Here is a 15620-nt window from a genome sequence, read left to right as displayed (position 1 = left end):
AATACACAATAAGTTTGTTAAATAAATCTTAGGGAATACTTATTACAAGCCAGGATTGGGAAAACTGAGGGTATGGACAAATACACTATGTTAAAGAAGATTTATCAACATCCTGAATTGAATTCCGATGAACTTCAAATAATCTGTTCTGCCCATGATAAAGTGGTTATGAAGAAAGGCGACTACCTTTTAAAAGAGGAACAAGTACCCAATGAGTATTACTGTCTGGAAAGTGGGTTGATACGTTCTTTTGCCACAAACAGTGAAGGGGAAGAAGTAACCACCGGGTTTTTTAGTTCCGATGAAGTTGTCATTGAAGTGGCTTCCCTGTTTCTGCGAACTCCAACTAAAGAAAATATTCACACCCTTACGGATTGCGTATGCTGGAAAATCAGTCTGGATACCTTTCAGCAGTTATTTCAAAAGATTCCGGGTTTTTCCGCATGGGGACGCGACTGGATGTCTGAAGTACTGTTCTCCACCAAGCAGCGTTCGCTTTCCATGATCACCGATTCGGCCACCGAGAGATACCTGACCCTTCGAAAAGAACATCCCGAAATCATACAGCAGGCTCCCCTTAAATATATCGCTTCTTACCTTGGCATTACGGATTCATCCCTGAGCCGAATTCGAAAAGAAGTTGCAAATAAGACGTAATTTCTTGTCATATGGCAAGATGATTTATTAAAAAAATCTGCATTTTTAATTGTTGTTTTTTGAACTATTCACCTAATCATCAATGCTATGAAAAATCCAGTCAATTGGTTCGAAATTTATGTGCAGGATTTGCACCGAGCCAGAAAGTTCTACGAAAAGGTTTTAGGAGTTGAAATGGAGGAAATTATTGTCCCAGACGAAGGTCAGGAGAAGGAAGACCCTGTGTTCCAGATGCTCGGCTTCCCTTTCGTTAATGATGAACCCAATGCAAGCGGTGCTCTTGTAAAGGCCGAAGGTGTGGAGTCCGGAGGAAACAGCACTATGGTTTATTTCACCTGCGATGATTGCAGTGTTGAAGAAGGGCGCGTGGAAAAGGCCGGAGGTAAAATCCAGAAAGAGAAGTTTTCAATTGGAGAATTTGGTTTTTGTTCCATTTGTATGGATAGTGAAGGAAACACCTTCGGACTGCATTCAATGAATTAAAAAGCTGGTGATTCCTATGTTTAATAGTTTTAGAACCGAGATTAAATGGGCGCTAATTTTTGTAGCTACAATGTTGGCATGGATGCTGCTGGAAAGAGTGATCGGCCTCCACGATACCCATATCGATAAGCATGCTATTTATACCAACTTTTTCGCCATTCCAGCCATTGCCGTTTACGTGTTTGCCCTCCTCGATAAGCGGAAAAATGATTATAACGGGGTAATGAACTATAAGCAGGGGTTCCTTTCCGGATTGATTATTACGGTGATTGTAACGGTGCTAACGCCAATAACCCAGTATATAACCACGGTCGTTATTACGCCCGATTTCTTTACCAACATTATTGAATATTCGGTTCAGCAGGGAGAAATGACGCGGGAAGCTGCCGAAGGTCAATTTAATACAAAAAATTATATTATCATGGGAATGGTCGGAGCGCTGATTATGGGAATACTCACCACGTCGGTGGTGGCTTTTTTCACGAAAAAGAATACCCCCACCAGGGAAAATGACATTTGATCCTCAAAAAGATGGCACGAGAAATTACACAGGAGTATACCATAAACTCAGATCCTGGTACAGCATTTGACGTACTGCTCAAACCTTCAATGATTAAGAAATGGTGGTATGCCAGCAGTGCCATTGTAATGCCTGAAGAAGGAGGAATTTATGCGGTAACCTGGGGCGATGACATTGATCATCCGGATTATATCTCCGTTGCAAAAATTGCTAAAATAGTAAAACCGGAATTATTATTGTTAACTCACTTTCAGTATCGGTCGAAAGATGGTACCCTCCCCTTTGAAGCTGATCTGGATGTGGAATTCACTCTCGAGCCCGGTGACTCCGGAACAACGCTGAGGGTCAGCCAGAGAGGTTTTCCTGACGATGAAATAGCAGACGAATTTTATAACGGCTGTGTACAGGGATGGATTGACACCATGACTTCTTTCAAGAAAGTGGTTGAGGAAAAATAACCGCTCCCCATACAACAACTCGGTGTGGGATAAATAAAATGGGGACGCTAAAAGGGTTAATTACGTTTGTTTTCATTGCATTGACGTGTACTGCTGTCTCAGTAATTACTCGCCCGGTTTTCCCGTCTTTCTTGAAGACCCCTTGAAAGCCGGAAGGGTTAATGGCAGAATTTAAATATCCGGATAATTTTTCTGACTTTTATGGGTTATATACAACATCAAAAGCAGATATGAGTATACCAGACGTACGTTAATCTACATTTATCTTCGGATAATTTCTCGGATTAAGTCGCATTGCTGCCGCGTCTAATATTGCCCCAAGCATTTGTGAATAATCCATTTCAGCAAGACTACACATCTTAGCTAAATGGCCGTCCCAGCACCATCCGGGATTTGGATTTACTTCTAAAAGCTTTGGTTCTCCCTTACTGTTTAATCTCCAATCGAAACGGCAATAGTCTCTGCAGTCTAATCTTTTAAATAGCTTGAGACTGTGGTGAATGAGTGCCTGTTCCGTATGTGGCGGTATGGAGGCCGGAATAGATTTCAGGGCGTTCATATAGGGAGAATCCGGTAACCATTTCGCTTCGTAGCCGCATATTTTGGGCAGGTGGTCAGGCAAATTAGAATAGTCCTCTTCAATGATGGGTAGCACAGTGTATTTTTCCGTATTTCCGACAACACCGACGGACAGTTCAGCACCGGTTAAAAATTCTTCAATCAGTATTGGTTTGGCATACCCAAACTGTTTCCGTATTCTATATATGGCATCTGCAAGCTCCTCGACTGAATGGGCCACATTATTTTTTGTAATTCCAAAACTTGAATCGCCGAAATTAGGCTTGGCAATGACCGGAAAAGGAACATTAAGTTCAAATAACTTTTCGTTTTCCGTTATGACAAAAGCATCGGCAACAGGCACATCCACTTCGGTAGCGATGCCTCTTATAAGTGATTTGTCATAGCAGTAGGCCAGCGTCTGGGGATTTGATCCCGTATAAGGGATGTTGAGCATCTCCAGAAGAGAAGGGATATGCAATTCTTTGGTCGCATCATTTTCAAACCCCTCATCACATAAGTTCAAAACAATATCCGCTTTATCCTGTATTTGTTGTAAATCCGAAACCAACGTTTTGTGATTATTCAGATAGTTAAACTTATAATTATCTAATTTATTAAGTGCTTCTACAAGCTTTTCAATGGTATCAAAATCATCCGAATCAAATACTGCATCCGGTTTAACGGCGTCCCTGAGAGAAGGGTCACCCATCACCACAACCACGTTTCGCACTTTTTTCTGGTTTTTCTGGGACGTCCGTTCCTTAACCGCGTTGGCTGTGAGGATAAACCGCTGCTCCATCATGCCCAGGTCTTGATCGCGGAGGGACTCAGGTTTGGTATTTCCGTGAAAACTTACCTTTTGGAAATTTGCTCTTTCAATAAGGTCGGACAACTGTTCTTTTGTGTATAGCCGCTCCGCATAAAATTGATCAACGATCACCCCTTTTTCGCTATGTGTAATGATTTCCCTTGTGATGAGCCGTTCATTATCTTGCGCCAATGATCGTTCCCTGCAAACAAAATGCTTATCATCAATCCATTCCCAACTTCTTGGGGTAAAGTTTTCCCTTATATAGCTACCGTCGGCAATATCCAGTAATACTTTTCCTCCGGGCTTCAATACTCGGAATATCTCCTCAAGTATTTTAATATCATCATCAAGGGTTTCGAAATACCCAAAGCTATTGCCGAGATTTGTTACATAATCAAAGGAATCAGCAGGATATGGCAATTTCCTTATATCTCCTTCTTTAAAGGCAATGGACAGTCCTTTTTCCTTTGAGATCCTCCTGGCTCTTTGGATCAGGTAACGTGAGCGATCTAATCCGAATAAGTTATAACTTCCTCGGGTAGCCAGTTCTATAAGATGACGTCCTTGTCCGCAGGCAAGATCTAAAATAGTATTTCCATCCTCGATATTGAGAATTTCGTGGAAGGTGGTTACCTCCTTTTCAGTAATTCGAGGATCTTCCACAACATCGGCATCTGTTTTTAAGTACATGGAATTAAAAATTCGTTTCCACCAATCCGAGGTCAAATATTGTTCAAGGCTCTCAACGGGTCCTAACGTTTTTGAATGCTTAGAAGATTTCTGTACCTGGTTGCTTCCCTTTTCCATAAAATAGCCTGTCACTTATAATCTTTGAATATATTCGCTGGGAGTCTATTGGGTTTGGCATAATAAACTTCGAACCCGTCCCTCCTTATAATTACTAATTAAATTACGGAATTTTTTGCTAAAGTCGACCCTCCTTCCTTATTTGAATCCGCCAGTGGATGCCAGCGAACCCATCAGTAGAATTAATACCAACCGAGTATTTAGTAGGTAAATAAGCGCAGTTTATCTAAACCATTTATTCCTGGATTGCTACGATGGTGTCACCCCGGTAGGCATACTTTAAAAACACCATTAACATCATCCCAATAAATCATGTTATTAATAATTTAATCGGTATTTGATAGCCAGCCGACTATATTTTTTACTAATTGTGGATTATCCCCATATTTTAAAGTAGTAATTTTCCAACTACTGGATAGCACAACTCTGCCCTTCCCATATTCAAAAGCTATTAAAAGAGGTACAGAAGCCGTTTCCCTAACATTCCAAGTATGGATTGTTCTTCTTTTGTACTCTTTAGGTCCGATTGGTCCTTCTGGATCCCAAATCCTGGAATTTGATGGACTATTTAATGTTAAAACTAACTCTCTGCTCCCAAAGTCTGTATTTATGGTGCATGAAGATATGAAACCTATCTTATTTACATCTTTTGTTATTGCATGATCAATATCTTCTACCTCAAGCTTAACAGCATACTTATCATCCAGTACATTAACATGAACGCGAATTTTATTTTTATTGATATCATTAGGAGCTACCAGATCATCCCCAAAACTATAACCGAACTCCCTGGCAATGCGACTTGGATTCCCACCATGATGGGTGTCAGCGGCATAATATCCCATTAAAAATAATCCCCCTCCTTCATAGACCCATGTTTTGATGTATTCTGCTTCTCTATCTAAGATTTGTGATTCAAAAGGAGGAGCAAAAAACATTACGGATGATCGGTCAATTTGGCTTCGCTCATTTAGTAGATCTGATTTAACTTCAAGTTTTTCTTCTGAAAAACCGTCAATAAATTCTTTATAGCTGTCCCAATTTTCTTGACCATGAGAAAGGTCAAATGTGATTACATTTGATCTTGTTTGATCAATAAAATTTTTCAGTAAAACGAAGCTCAAATCATCATTACTGGTAGGTTTAACAAGATTTATATGTCCCTTGTCCACTATAGTTTCGACTCTTTGATTCCCCCAAAAACTTTTAGCACTTTTTTCCTGAACAACAGCATCTATTCCGGCGACTATGTATTTAATGTCTATTTGTTCTTCGACATTTAATCGAGCCCATTCCTCATTGAGGGTTTTAATGAAAGCGGACTTTTTACATAATTGAGAAAGTTGATTATGTCGCCATGTAATAAACTTTGCTATTGAAGCAAGCTGAGCCCCATTATTTGGAACGGCATACAAGAGTAGTTTTTCAATTCTCAGAACCTTGTTATTTTGTATTTCTTCAACCAGGTACTGGCGAGCAATTAATCCACCCAAGCTATGGCAAACCAGAACAATAGATGTATAACTTGAGTAAAGGTTATTAATCTGAGTCCTTAAACCATCAGATAAGGTCTGGATTTTGGGTGCTTGGCTAAAGAAAGGTATTCTAAATAAAGTGGTCGGGTATTCATAATAACCAACATCATATTGAGTAGAGAGATTTTCATCATTTTTTATTAAATCTAAAAACCCCGAACTATTATGCTGCCACGTTTCCTCGCCCCTTCCACCTAGACCATGGATAAATAGAATTAATTTTTGATTCATAACTCCCCCATTATTTTAATATCCCTAAATTATTGAATCAGATATAATATATATAGTCAATTCGTTTAATTTAACCAATACTCTTATGATGTGAGAGTCCCTAAATAAGAGAAAATGTTCTATATTTTCCCTGCTTAAAGCATCAGAGAATGGAAATTGTTAGTATTGTTATTTATGTAAATGAAAGAGGGAGGAGTATATTTCTGTAAAAAAAAGATTTAGCCAACTCAAAAAAAGAAAACAATTAAGCTATTTAATACTGTCCAAGAGATGAATCTTAATTTTTATGAAGATACAGTACCCAATCCTCACTATTTGGTGCCTCATAGGTCCCGGAACCGTTGAATTGGGCCTCCTGTCGGCTGCCGTCACGTGGATTCATCCACTCCCCCTTTAACTCCGATGCAAGCTGGTCCGTCTCCAGCGTAACTTTCCCGCCCTCCGGCAGGTAAATAATAGCAAAGTCACCATCGGTAGCACTGGCTGTAGCCACATATTTTGTGGGATCGTCTCCCCCGGGCTGTGATGAGAGCAGTTTTTGGTCAGGACGTAGGGTCCACCACTCCGCCGATTTAAAAAGGTTGGCAAGGTGTTTCAGGTCTTCACTGCCAGGCAGCTCCATAGCCCCGTCCCACGGTTTAGCAATTCCGGATCCTTTGTGATTGAGTGGCTCCGAAGGTTTGGTCTCCCAGCTCCATACCCCATGAGCACCGTAGGATACACCGGCCGTTGGTGAACTCAAGAGACTGTAGTAGGCCTGTTGGCGGATATCAAAGGCGGTGTGTCGCTCATCGCGCTCCCAGGCTATGTGGTCTTCGTATCCTGGCTCAGAATTTATGACCGGTAAGATGGGTTCATTATTGTAATTCTGTGCAGGAGGCCCAGAGTGAATCCATCCTATTGTTTCCGGTCCCCCACCGTGACTACTTTGATAAATGATAAAATCGTACCAGCTTTTATCACGGAACTCTTCCAGGTACCATTGTCGTCCCTGGGGATGGACCGTAGCAAGAGCCTCGTGCTGTGGTTCCCGGAATACAGCATCCCCGATTCTTCTCCATCGTTCGCCACTTTCTTCAGAGAAATTTTCATCCCCTGCCAAAAACCAAGCGACATGATGGGCGCCATATCGAGCTGTGATGTACCGGCCTAGTTTAATAGCTTGATCTTCAGGCAGCTTACCGGGCACTTCCTCTTTATCACCGAGTGCCCAGAGCACAACCGGAGCAGCTAATAGCCCCTTTTCATTGATGGTATTCACTCGTTCATCCAGACGTTGGAAAAACCCGGGATTAATTTTGATATCCTCATACCCACTGTAGGCTGTCTGTCCCTGGCGGTCGGTATGTGCTGCCCGCCACTGGGTCGTTACAAACTGAATACCTGTAAAATATTTGGAAAGGCGATCATCGAGGTATGTCTCCCAGTTTTGTTCAGTAGATTTCAGGGCGCCGTTCCATGCCGTATCCATCAGCCAGAAAAAAGGCGTTCCGTCAGCATACGTAAGATAGCGATTGTTTTCTGAAACTTGTACAGCTCCGTGCTTTAGCAATGGGTTCGAAGTGTCGGCTTCAACTACAGCAAACTGCCCTGTTATGCCGTCGAGGCCATTAACTTCAGGTTGTGACTTAGTCTGAAATTTCCAGGTTCCGGTCTCGTCGGGCATGAATCGTACTTTCTACAAGCTATCGCCATCCCAAAAGCTAGGCACTTGGTCTGTATTCCCAGATGGAGAAGTCAATTCGACAGTAAGCTTCAGATCGATTTCCTGATCAACCGGTTCTTCGGCCGTAAGGGTGTATTCCCATCGCCCCCATTGGGCAATTTCCTGCAGTTGATCAGACTTCTGATTAGCACAACTTGCCAGAAGTAGTCCGATTGAAAGAATACTTAGAAGAGAAACCCGTATCCCCATAGATAACTGGCTAGTAAATTGAGGCTTTATAGTAGTAAAATTAAATGACAATAATTAAAAATCACGAATCAATCAATTCTCAGAACTATGTACTCCCATCGTTTTAAGTTGAATAATAACCTTAAGGTGGTTGAGGGTAGGCGTTGTAAGACCTGGTATTCGTTTATCTGGCAGGGAAAACGAAAAATCATCAATTAAATTTTTATAAACTATTGTATAAGAGTAATTTCTGTATTAACTTTGAAATAAAAAGTACTTTGTATGAAAGAAGAACGGGATTATATTCAGGATTTAACAGAAATACGCTCGATGATGGAGCGGTCAACCAAATTTCTATCGCTTTCCGGGTTGGCAGGCATCATGGCGGGTATTTATGCCCTTGTAGGCGTTTGGGTTGTTTATAGTGTATATAATTTTAATCCCCATGACATTATTTTGCTAACTACAGGCTCAGGGGGACTTTTTCCTTACCTACCGCAAGTTGTGATTGTGGCCCTGTCAGTATTAGTACTTGCTGTGGGAACGGCCATTCTGCTTTCCTGGAAGAAGGCAAAAAAGCGGGGTGAAAAAGCATGGAATGCCACATCAAGGCAGATGATAGTCAATATGGCTGTTCCCTTAGCAGCAGGTGGGGTTTTAATAGTGATTCTACTTTCAAAAGGTTTAGTAGGATTGATTGCCCCATTTACGCTGCTGTTTTATGGTCTCGCTCTGTATAGCGCCAGTAAATTCACTTATAAAGACGTGAAGTTTTTGGGGTTGATCCAGATAGGTTTGGGATTGGTGAGCGTCTGGTTTATTGAGTATGGGTTGTTTTTGTGGGCTATCGGTTTTGGAGTAGCTCACATTATTTACGGTATTTACATGCATTTCAGGTACGAACGGTGAAAATATCTATCAATGAAAGTATCTATCGATGATTTACATAAGGCGTTCGAGAGTCGTGTGCGGCTGGGTATCATGGCAGCGTTAGCTGTAAATGATACACTCGATTTCACATCATTGAAGGAATATCTGGATGTGACCGACGGTAACCTGGCAACGCACCTCAAAAAATTAGAAAAAGAAGAGTTTATTGGAGTGGAAAAGTCTTTTATAGACAACAAGCCCAACACTAAATATTACATGACCGAAGAGGGAAAGGCAGCATTTGACGAGCATCTTAACGTGCTGGAAGAAATTATCAGATCACAAAAGTAATGATAAAAAAATCTCAGTTTTAACTCATACAACTAACGAATGGAAACATCAATAAAAATGAAAAACAGTAAAAAGCTAAAAATACAAACAAGATTATCGGTAGTAATCATTGCGGTCGGGACCGTATTAATGGCAGGGAAAATTTATGCGGATAGTGAACCAGGAGCTATCCCCCTCTTTCTCACTATTTTTGGGGCCGGATGGTATTTTTATACCCGATACAAAATCCAGTTAAAGGACGGAAAAGGATAATTTTTTTAGTCCTGAACTTTGTAACTCAAAGTACTTTTAAATAACAATAAAATGAATAGAGGTAATACACATGAACACCAATCAAAAATTATATCAACCCATCGCCGCTCTTGCATTTACAACTGTATTAATATTATTGATACCCTTAGTAGCAATGCAGTTCACAAATGAAGTGCATTGGACGTTAAGCGATTTTATTTTTGCCGGTGGCCTGCTCTTTGGTACGGGAATCATGTACATACTGGTAACGCGGATACTGGCAACACGAAAGGCAGCCAATTCCGCTTACCGGGTAGCCGTCGGTTTTGCACTTTTTACAGGACTGTTCCTCATTTGGGTGAATGCTGCCGTTGGTATTATAGGGTCGGAAGATAACCCCTTTAATGTGATGTACTTCGGGGTAATCGCTGTGGGAATTATCGGCGGTCTAAGTGCTCGTTTTCAACCACAGGGGATGATACGTACAATGTTTGCCATGGCTCTAGCTCAGGCCTTGATCACTGTTATTGCTCTTATCAGTGGTTTTTACCAGACCTCTCCCAGCACTCTATTCCACATCATGGGGGTAAATGGATTTTTCATCACCTTATTTGTCGTATCCGCACTCTTATTTCGGTACGCTGAGCAAGGGCAGATACCACCGAACGAAAATATGTAGGATTAATATGATGTCATTTTTAAATTTAAAACACTCAATAGGTGCTCGGTTATCCATCATTGCATTCCTTACGCTTGTACTTCTAATTCCATCATTCTTAATTCAGGATTTAATTTCAGAGCGGGAAAGTCGAAGAGATTCTGTTGTAGAGGAAGTCAGTCAAAAATGGGGAAAGGGTCAAAAAATTACAGGTCCTGTCATCAGTGTTCCCTATAGGTATTACTTTGGAAATGATGATGAGGTTGAACAAGCTATCCGTTACGCACATTTTTTACCAGAGGATTTGAGTATTGAAGGCTCCATTGTCCCCGAGGAGCGCTATCGTGGTATTTATAAAGTCATTGTCTATAATAGCAGTCTTTCAATCTCCGGTAACTTTGCATCCATAGTGCCCAGTAGTTTAAACATACCACCAGAAGATTTTATGATTGAAGAGGCATTTGTTTCGGTTGGTATTTCTGATATGACCGGCATTAAAGAGGCCATTATAATTAACTGGGATAATGAAGAATACACCGCTAATCCGGGAATAGAATCTAATGATGTGCTGGAATCAGGTATTTCTATTTCACCCGAACTTATCGCCGGCAAGAAATCTCACTTTAATTTTGAAATAAACCTGAATGGAAGTTCAGGCTTGCTCTTTACGCCAGTTGGAGAACAGACGAATGTTCAACTTACATCCGGCTGGCCCAATCCAAGCTTTACCGGCAACTTCTTACCCGCCGACAGAGAAATAAACTCATCCGGGTTTAATGCTGCGTGGAATGTGTTGCACTTGAATCGAAATTTTCCACAACAATGGGTGGGGGCAAATCAGCGAATATCAGATTCTGCATTTGGGGTCGATCTTCTGCTTTCGGTGGATGAGTACCAAAAAACAATGCGTACAGCTAAATATGCAATCATGTTTATTTCACTAACATTCTTGACATTTTTTATGATTGAGCTGTTGAGTAAAAGAGTTATCCATCCTGTACAATACCTCTTGATCGGTTTGGCGCTTTTGGTTTTTTATACACTCTTGCTTGCTATCTCCGAATACCTTGTTTTTAAAGTTGCGTATCTATTAGCCTCAGCAGCAATTATACTATTGATTACAATCTACTCTTATAGTGTTTTATCAGATAAACTTAAGACAGGCATTGTCTTTGGGGTCTTAGTCATTCTCTATGGGTATTTATACATCTTGATGCAGTTGCAGGATTATGCGCTGCTGATGGGTAGTTTGGGATTATTTGTAATATTGGCATTGGTCATGTTCTTGACAAGGAATATTGATTGGTTCAAAATAATGAGTCATCAAAACCAAGGTGCAATTAAATCAAAAACCAATTAGCCAGAGTATACTGAACAAAAGCATTTATTGTTAAATCCTATGTTGTATTTCTGAGGGGCAAATAGTAAACTAAGTTGCATGTGACTGATAGAGGGATTGCTTTAATAAAAATTAGGGTCATGACTTTAAATAACCAGGGCAATATCCCTGCCGGACTTTATATCCTGAGCGGAGTTTTGCTATTCTCTATCTTCGGTATTTTGTATTATTCCATTTCTGTTCCTTCCTACCTATATTTGGCGATAATTTTAATTCCCCTATTAATTTATATGGGTGTTGGAATTATTAAAAAATGGCCTGGAGCAAAGCAAACGGTAGTAGTTGTCGCAATGCTTTTATTTATCGGAGCAGTTGTAGATATTGGTGTTGCCCTTTTTATCGAAGGTATTCAAGTACTGAGAAGTACCGGAAGTATTATTGAGATTATTATTCGATTGGCCATGTTGCCAGTTGTGTATTTCTATTTCAGAAGCGAAGAAGTTAAATCTTATTTTGAACAAGTTCCCTGATTTGCGCTAAAAGCAGACTTTGAACACCTACCTAATAGATATTTTCTTATCCATTTTTAAATACAAATGATGAAAATTAAAAAACTTGGAATACTTGCTTTACTAGTCCTCTTTTCAACACCTGCATTAGCTCAGCTTACGTTACCGCAGCTGGTTAGCGATGGAATGGTACTCCAGAGAAATGAAGAAGTTAAGATCTGGGGTTGGTCCGACTCTGGGAAGAAAGTTAAAGTTACTTTTTTGGACTCGGTTTATACTACTACTGCCAGTGGTTCCGGTGAATGGGCGGTGCATTTATCACCCATGGAAGCCGGCGGACCTTATGAAATGCAGATTGTATCGGATACCGAGAAAACAATCGAAGATATAATGATTGGTGAAGTTTGGATAGCCTCGGGGCAATCCAATATGGAGCTCCCCATGCAGCGTGTCGCTCCTCTTTACAAAGAGGAGATTGCTACGGCTGACTATCCCCATATTCGTCACTTTGAAGTTCCTCAAAGGTATAACTTTGATCATCCAGAGAAGGATTTACCAACCGGCGAATGGATCCCTACCACCCCCGAAAGTGTTCACCAACGGTCTGCCGTTGCTCATTTTTATGCCAAACATCTGCATGAGAAGTATGAAGTACCCATCGGAATTATCAACTCAAGTCTGGGCGGGTCTCCGATAGAATCCTGGGTGAGTGAAGAAGCTCTTAAATCATTTCCTGAGTATTATGAGGAAGCCCTTCGGTTTAGAGATGACGAGCTGATTAAACAGATCGAAAAGGCTGATCAGCAGCGAATATCCGAATGGTACAGATCTTCTACCGAAAAAGATGCAGGACATAAAGGAGCCCGGCCCTGGTATGCCAACAGTACCGATGTTTCGGATTGGAATACCATGGATGTGCCTGGTTATTGGGCGGATACAGAGACCGATTCGATAAATGGCGTAATGTGGTTTCGAAAAGAAATAGAAATTCCTGAAAGCATGGCGGGTAAGCCGGCTCGCCTGGAGATGGGACGCATCGTAGATGCCGATTCCACTTTTGTGAATGGGGTTTTTGTAGGGAACACAACGTATCAATATCCCCCACGTTGGTATGACATTTCTGGAAATGTGCTGCGGGAAGGTAAAAACAATATAACCGTGCGAGTTGTAAATGAAAGAGGACCTGGTGGATTCTTTTATGACAAGCCCTATGAAATTACAACCGAAACCGACACAGTAGATCTTAAGGGTGAATGGAAGTACAAGGTAGGAGCTGAGATGGAGCCGCTGGAAAGCCAGACGTTTATCCGCTGGAAACCATTGGGCTTATATAATGCAATGGTTGCCCCATTGGTAGATTACCATATTAAGGGAGCGATATGGTACCAGGGAGAATCCAATGTTGATCGCCCAGAGGAGTACCAGGAATTGTTCCCGGCAATGATTGAGGACTGGAGAGAAAGCTGGAAGCAGGGAGATTTTCCCTTCCTCTATGTACAGCTGGCCAATTATATGAAGCCATCTGAACAGCCATCCGATAGCGATTGGGCCCGGCTGCGGGAAGCGCAGCTACAAACTCTGGAAGTGCCCCGTACGGGCATGGCCGTCGCCATAGATATCGGGGAATGGAACGACATTCACCCGTTAAATAAAAAAGAGGTGGGTGATCGGCTTGCCCTCGCGGCACGGGGCATTGCGTATAATGAAGATATTGTTTACTCTGGCCCCATTTATCAATCTATGAAAATAGAAGGTGATTCAATCCGACTTTCTTTTGATCACACCGGGAGCGGATTGAAGGCCTTGGGAGACAATAAGTTGCATCACTTTGCTATTGCCGGAAACGATCAGGAGTTCAAATGGGCACAGGCAAAAATTGATGGAGATGATGTGGTTGTCTGGAATGATGAAATAGAGAATCCATTACATGTTCGATACGCTTGGGCCGATAATCCTGAGAAAGCAAATCTGTATAATAGCGAAGGGCTTCCGGCTTCACCTTTCAGAACTGATGACTGGTGACTCAAATATTTAATATTAATAACATGCAAAAAGTGATAGAACTACAGAAACCGAGTGAGTAGTTATGAGTTATGGCTAAAGACCCAATGAATTTGTAGTTTAGGGGATATTTTTTCGAAATTAGTCAAAAAACACTTCACGCCTTAAGTACAAAGGTTGATATACCACAATTTTGCCAGTGCATAACTCAAAGACCTGATGAAAAATATCTTACTAGTTGCTGTCTGTTTAATTGTTGCCTGTAGTTCAACTCCTGAACTGAAAGAAGGACACTGGACAGGGCATCTTACTCCTATGAATCATCCCGAAATGTCCATTCCTGTCAGTTATGAGGTGGCATATACGGAAAACGGTCTGGATATTAATATTATCGGATCTGATGGAATTTCGGCCAGTGCACAGAATCCCCATATCGAAAGGGACACCCTGTTTTTTATGTTCAACGAGCCCGAAGAGCAAGTGACTTTAGAGTGTGAGCTTGCGCGAAATAATGCAAGCGGATTTTCCGGGGAATGTACGGACTCATCCGGAAAATGGGCTCAATTTACAATGGTATCTCCAGACTAAGACGGTGTATCATAAACAGGCCGCTTAAACAATTATACACCATTGGATGTTAAAAAATGAAGTGCGCTGTTGTGTCTTTAGGAAACCGTGATATTCACAATCTGAGCGGATGATAATGGTTGAATCAGATAAGCAAAATAACGGCGATCAACTTTCTCAAAATCAGAGAGAGTTGGCTGATAAATTGGAAGAAGATGTCCGTTACCTGTCGGAATATATTGGAGAGCGGAACATGCGGAGGCCTGTCAGGATGGAGAAAACTGCGGCTTGGATAGAAGACCGGATGCACCGGGCAGGCTATTCGGTAACCCGGCAGACCTATCAGATACAGAGTGGGGCATTCCAGGGAAGTTCGGCTGATAACGTCATTGCAGAATTGAAAGGCAAGAGAAATCCTGAGGAAATTATTATTATCGGGGCTCATTATGATACGGTGCCTGGTTCTCCCGGCGCCAATGACAACAGCTCAGCGGTTGCCGTACTATTAATGCTGGCCGAATGGTTTAAGGATTCTTCCCAATCCAGAACAATCCGGTTTGTGTCTTTTGCAAACGAAGAACCTCCCTTTTTTAAAACCGAAGATATGGGCAGCTACGCCTATGCCCGGAAAGCGAAAGAAAATGGTGAGCAAATTAAAGCAATGATAGCCATGGATGGGCTGGGATATTTTAGCGACCAAGAGGGGAGTCAACGATTTCCATTGCCGGGATTGGGACTGTTTTATCCGAGTACGGCAAATTTTATTGTATTTGCATCACGGGTTGCGGACAGGGACCTCATGAATAAATCTCTGGATACCTTTCGAAAAAGTACGGAATTAAAGGCTGAGGGCGTGGCTTTACCCGGCATTACACCAGGGGTAAGCTGGTCGGATCACTGGTCATTTTGGCAGTTTGACTATCCGGCATTTATGATTACAGACACGCTGCCGTTTCGCGATCCAAACTATCACTCTCCCGCTGATACGGCCGAACGTCTGGATTACCACCACATGGCGCTAATTGCAGAGGGATTAAAGCATATTATCTCTAGTTTGGCCTCTGGTTGATAACGTTAAAAGAAGGCTTTGAAAACCTAAGACATCATCTTCAATTTAGTTCAGGATCTTTGTTTAAA

General features: G+C 41.5%; 17 protein-coding genes. 13 read left to right on the top strand and 4 right to left on the bottom strand.

What is annotated here, in order from left to right:
• The first annotated feature begins 72 nt into the window (after positions 1-72).
• The 4 genes from ABEB05_RS13495 (at position 73) to ABEB05_RS13480 (ending at position 2118) form a co-directional block, all read left to right on the top strand.
• Entirely contained in the window at positions 73-657 is a 585-nt protein-coding gene (locus ABEB05_RS13495) for a Crp/Fnr family transcriptional regulator (RefSeq protein ID WP_265790923.1), read from the top strand.
• An 87-nt stretch (positions 658-744) separates the two neighbouring features.
• The gene (locus tag ABEB05_RS13490; protein ID WP_265790921.1) at positions 745-1140 is read left to right on the top strand and encodes a VOC family protein; all 396 of its coding nucleotides are present in this window, start codon (positions 745-747) and stop codon (positions 1138-1140) included.
• Between the two features lie 16 nt (positions 1141-1156).
• On the top strand, positions 1157-1660 hold the full coding sequence (locus ABEB05_RS13485) for a DUF4199 domain-containing protein (protein WP_265790919.1): 504 nt from the start codon (positions 1157-1159) through the stop codon (positions 1658-1660).
• An 11-nt stretch (positions 1661-1671) separates the two neighbouring features.
• Positions 1672-2118 carry an SRPBCC family protein gene (locus ABEB05_RS13480; RefSeq protein ID WP_265790917.1) on the top strand — a complete coding sequence of 149 codons (447 nt, stop codon included), beginning with the start codon at positions 1672-1674 and terminating at the stop codon, positions 2116-2118.
• A gap of 250 nt (positions 2119-2368) precedes the next feature.
• On the opposite strand, the gene ABEB05_RS13475 is transcribed toward ABEB05_RS13480, so the two are convergent.
• The 4 genes from ABEB05_RS13475 to ABEB05_RS13460 form a co-directional block, all read right to left on the bottom strand.
• Positions 2369-4297 carry a methyltransferase domain-containing protein gene (locus ABEB05_RS13475; protein ID WP_265790916.1) on the bottom strand — a complete coding sequence of 643 codons (1929 nt, stop codon included), beginning with the start codon at positions 4295-4297 and terminating at the stop codon, positions 2369-2371.
• Between the two features lie 326 nt (positions 4298-4623).
• Positions 4624-6063, bottom strand: a complete 1440-nt coding sequence (locus ABEB05_RS13470; protein ID WP_265790914.1) for an esterase/lipase family protein — start codon at positions 6061-6063, stop codon at positions 4624-4626.
• A 277-nt stretch (positions 6064-6340) separates the two neighbouring features.
• A complete protein-coding gene (locus tag ABEB05_RS13465; RefSeq protein ID WP_265790912.1) occupies positions 6341-7729 on the bottom strand; it encodes a glycoside hydrolase family 140 protein in 1389 nt (462 codons plus the stop codon).
• 12 nt (positions 7730-7741) lie between these two features.
• On the bottom strand, positions 7742-7978 hold the full coding sequence (locus ABEB05_RS13460) for a DUF5060 domain-containing protein (protein WP_265790910.1): 237 nt from the start codon (positions 7976-7978) through the stop codon (positions 7742-7744).
• A 261-nt stretch (positions 7979-8239) separates the two neighbouring features.
• Between ABEB05_RS13460 and ABEB05_RS13455 the strand changes: the two genes are divergently transcribed.
• From ABEB05_RS13455 to ABEB05_RS13415, 9 genes are all read left to right on the top strand, one after another.
• The gene (locus ABEB05_RS13455) at positions 8240-8866 is read left to right on the top strand and encodes a hypothetical protein (RefSeq protein WP_265790908.1); all 627 of its coding nucleotides are present in this window, start codon (positions 8240-8242) and stop codon (positions 8864-8866) included.
• Between the two features lie 12 nt (positions 8867-8878).
• A complete protein-coding gene (locus ABEB05_RS13450) occupies positions 8879-9178 on the top strand; it encodes a winged helix-turn-helix domain-containing protein (RefSeq protein ID WP_265790906.1) in 300 nt (99 codons plus the stop codon).
• A 57-nt stretch (positions 9179-9235) separates the two neighbouring features.
• The gene (locus ABEB05_RS13445) at positions 9236-9430 is read left to right on the top strand and encodes a hypothetical protein (protein WP_265790904.1); all 195 of its coding nucleotides are present in this window, start codon (positions 9236-9238) and stop codon (positions 9428-9430) included.
• A gap of 70 nt (positions 9431-9500) precedes the next feature.
• On the top strand, positions 9501-10088 hold the full coding sequence (locus ABEB05_RS13440) for a hypothetical protein (RefSeq protein ID WP_265790902.1): 588 nt from the start codon (positions 9501-9503) through the stop codon (positions 10086-10088).
• Between the two features lie 7 nt (positions 10089-10095).
• On the top strand, positions 10096-11427 hold the full coding sequence (gene creD, locus ABEB05_RS13435) for a cell envelope integrity protein CreD (RefSeq protein WP_265790900.1): 1332 nt from the start codon (positions 10096-10098) through the stop codon (positions 11425-11427).
• 80 nt (positions 11428-11507) lie between these two features.
• Entirely contained in the window at positions 11508-11936 is a 429-nt protein-coding gene (locus tag ABEB05_RS13430; protein WP_265790898.1) for a hypothetical protein, read from the top strand.
• Between the two features lie 69 nt (positions 11937-12005).
• A complete protein-coding gene (locus tag ABEB05_RS13425) occupies positions 12006-13937 on the top strand; it encodes a sialate O-acetylesterase (protein ID WP_345694299.1) in 1932 nt (643 codons plus the stop codon).
• A gap of 198 nt (positions 13938-14135) precedes the next feature.
• Positions 14136-14504, top strand: a complete 369-nt coding sequence (locus tag ABEB05_RS13420; protein ID WP_265790896.1) for a hypothetical protein — start codon at positions 14136-14138, stop codon at positions 14502-14504.
• Positions 14505-14619: 115 nt separating this feature from the next.
• A complete protein-coding gene (locus tag ABEB05_RS13415) occupies positions 14620-15552 on the top strand; it encodes a M28 family peptidase (protein ID WP_265790895.1) in 933 nt (310 codons plus the stop codon).
• Positions 15553-15620 lie beyond the last annotated feature (68 nt).

Origin of the sequence: Fodinibius salicampi, from assembly GCF_039545095.1 — a bacterium.
Lineage (GTDB): Bacteria > Bacteroidota > Rhodothermia > Balneolales > Balneolaceae > Fodinibius > Fodinibius salicampi.
The sequence above is the reverse complement of the archived record's forward strand: the minus strand, read 5'-3'. Positions and strand labels throughout refer to the sequence as shown.

Excerpts from the sequence above, each read along its gene's own strand:
- ABEB05_RS13495 (WP_265790923.1), top strand. The coding sequence starts at position 73 with ATGGACAAATACACTATGTTAAAGAAGATTTATCAACATCCTGAATTG.
- ABEB05_RS13490 (WP_265790921.1), top strand. The coding sequence starts at position 745 with ATGAAAAATCCAGTCAATTGGTTCGAAATTTATGTGCAGGATTTGCAC.
- ABEB05_RS13485 (WP_265790919.1), top strand. The coding sequence starts at position 1,157 with ATGTTTAATAGTTTTAGAACCGAGATTAAATGGGCGCTAATTTTTGTA.
- ABEB05_RS13480 (WP_265790917.1), top strand. The coding sequence starts at position 1,672 with ATGGCACGAGAAATTACACAGGAGTATACCATAAACTCAGATCCTGGT.
- ABEB05_RS13475 (WP_265790916.1), bottom strand. The coding sequence starts at position 4,297 with ATGGAAAAGGGAAGCAACCAGGTACAGAAATCTTCTAAGCATTCAAAA.
- ABEB05_RS13470 (WP_265790914.1), bottom strand. The coding sequence starts at position 6,063 with ATGAATCAAAAATTAATTCTATTTATCCATGGTCTAGGTGGAAGGGGC.
- ABEB05_RS13465 (WP_265790912.1), bottom strand. The coding sequence starts at position 7,729 with ATGCCCGACGAGACCGGAACCTGGAAATTTCAGACTAAGTCACAACCT.
- ABEB05_RS13460 (WP_265790910.1), bottom strand. The coding sequence starts at position 7,978 with ATGGGGATACGGGTTTCTCTTCTAAGTATTCTTTCAATCGGACTACTT.
- ABEB05_RS13455 (WP_265790908.1), top strand. The coding sequence starts at position 8,240 with ATGAAAGAAGAACGGGATTATATTCAGGATTTAACAGAAATACGCTCG.
- ABEB05_RS13450 (WP_265790906.1), top strand. The coding sequence starts at position 8,879 with ATGAAAGTATCTATCGATGATTTACATAAGGCGTTCGAGAGTCGTGTG.
- ABEB05_RS13445 (WP_265790904.1), top strand. The coding sequence starts at position 9,236 with ATGAAAAACAGTAAAAAGCTAAAAATACAAACAAGATTATCGGTAGTA.
- ABEB05_RS13440 (WP_265790902.1), top strand. The coding sequence starts at position 9,501 with ATGAACACCAATCAAAAATTATATCAACCCATCGCCGCTCTTGCATTT.
- creD (WP_265790900.1), top strand. The coding sequence starts at position 10,096 with ATGATGTCATTTTTAAATTTAAAACACTCAATAGGTGCTCGGTTATCC.
- ABEB05_RS13425 (WP_345694299.1), top strand. The coding sequence starts at position 12,006 with ATGAAAATTAAAAAACTTGGAATACTTGCTTTACTAGTCCTCTTTTCA.
- ABEB05_RS13420 (WP_265790896.1), top strand. The coding sequence starts at position 14,136 with ATGAAAAATATCTTACTAGTTGCTGTCTGTTTAATTGTTGCCTGTAGT.
- ABEB05_RS13415 (WP_265790895.1), top strand. The coding sequence starts at position 14,620 with ATGGTTGAATCAGATAAGCAAAATAACGGCGATCAACTTTCTCAAAAT.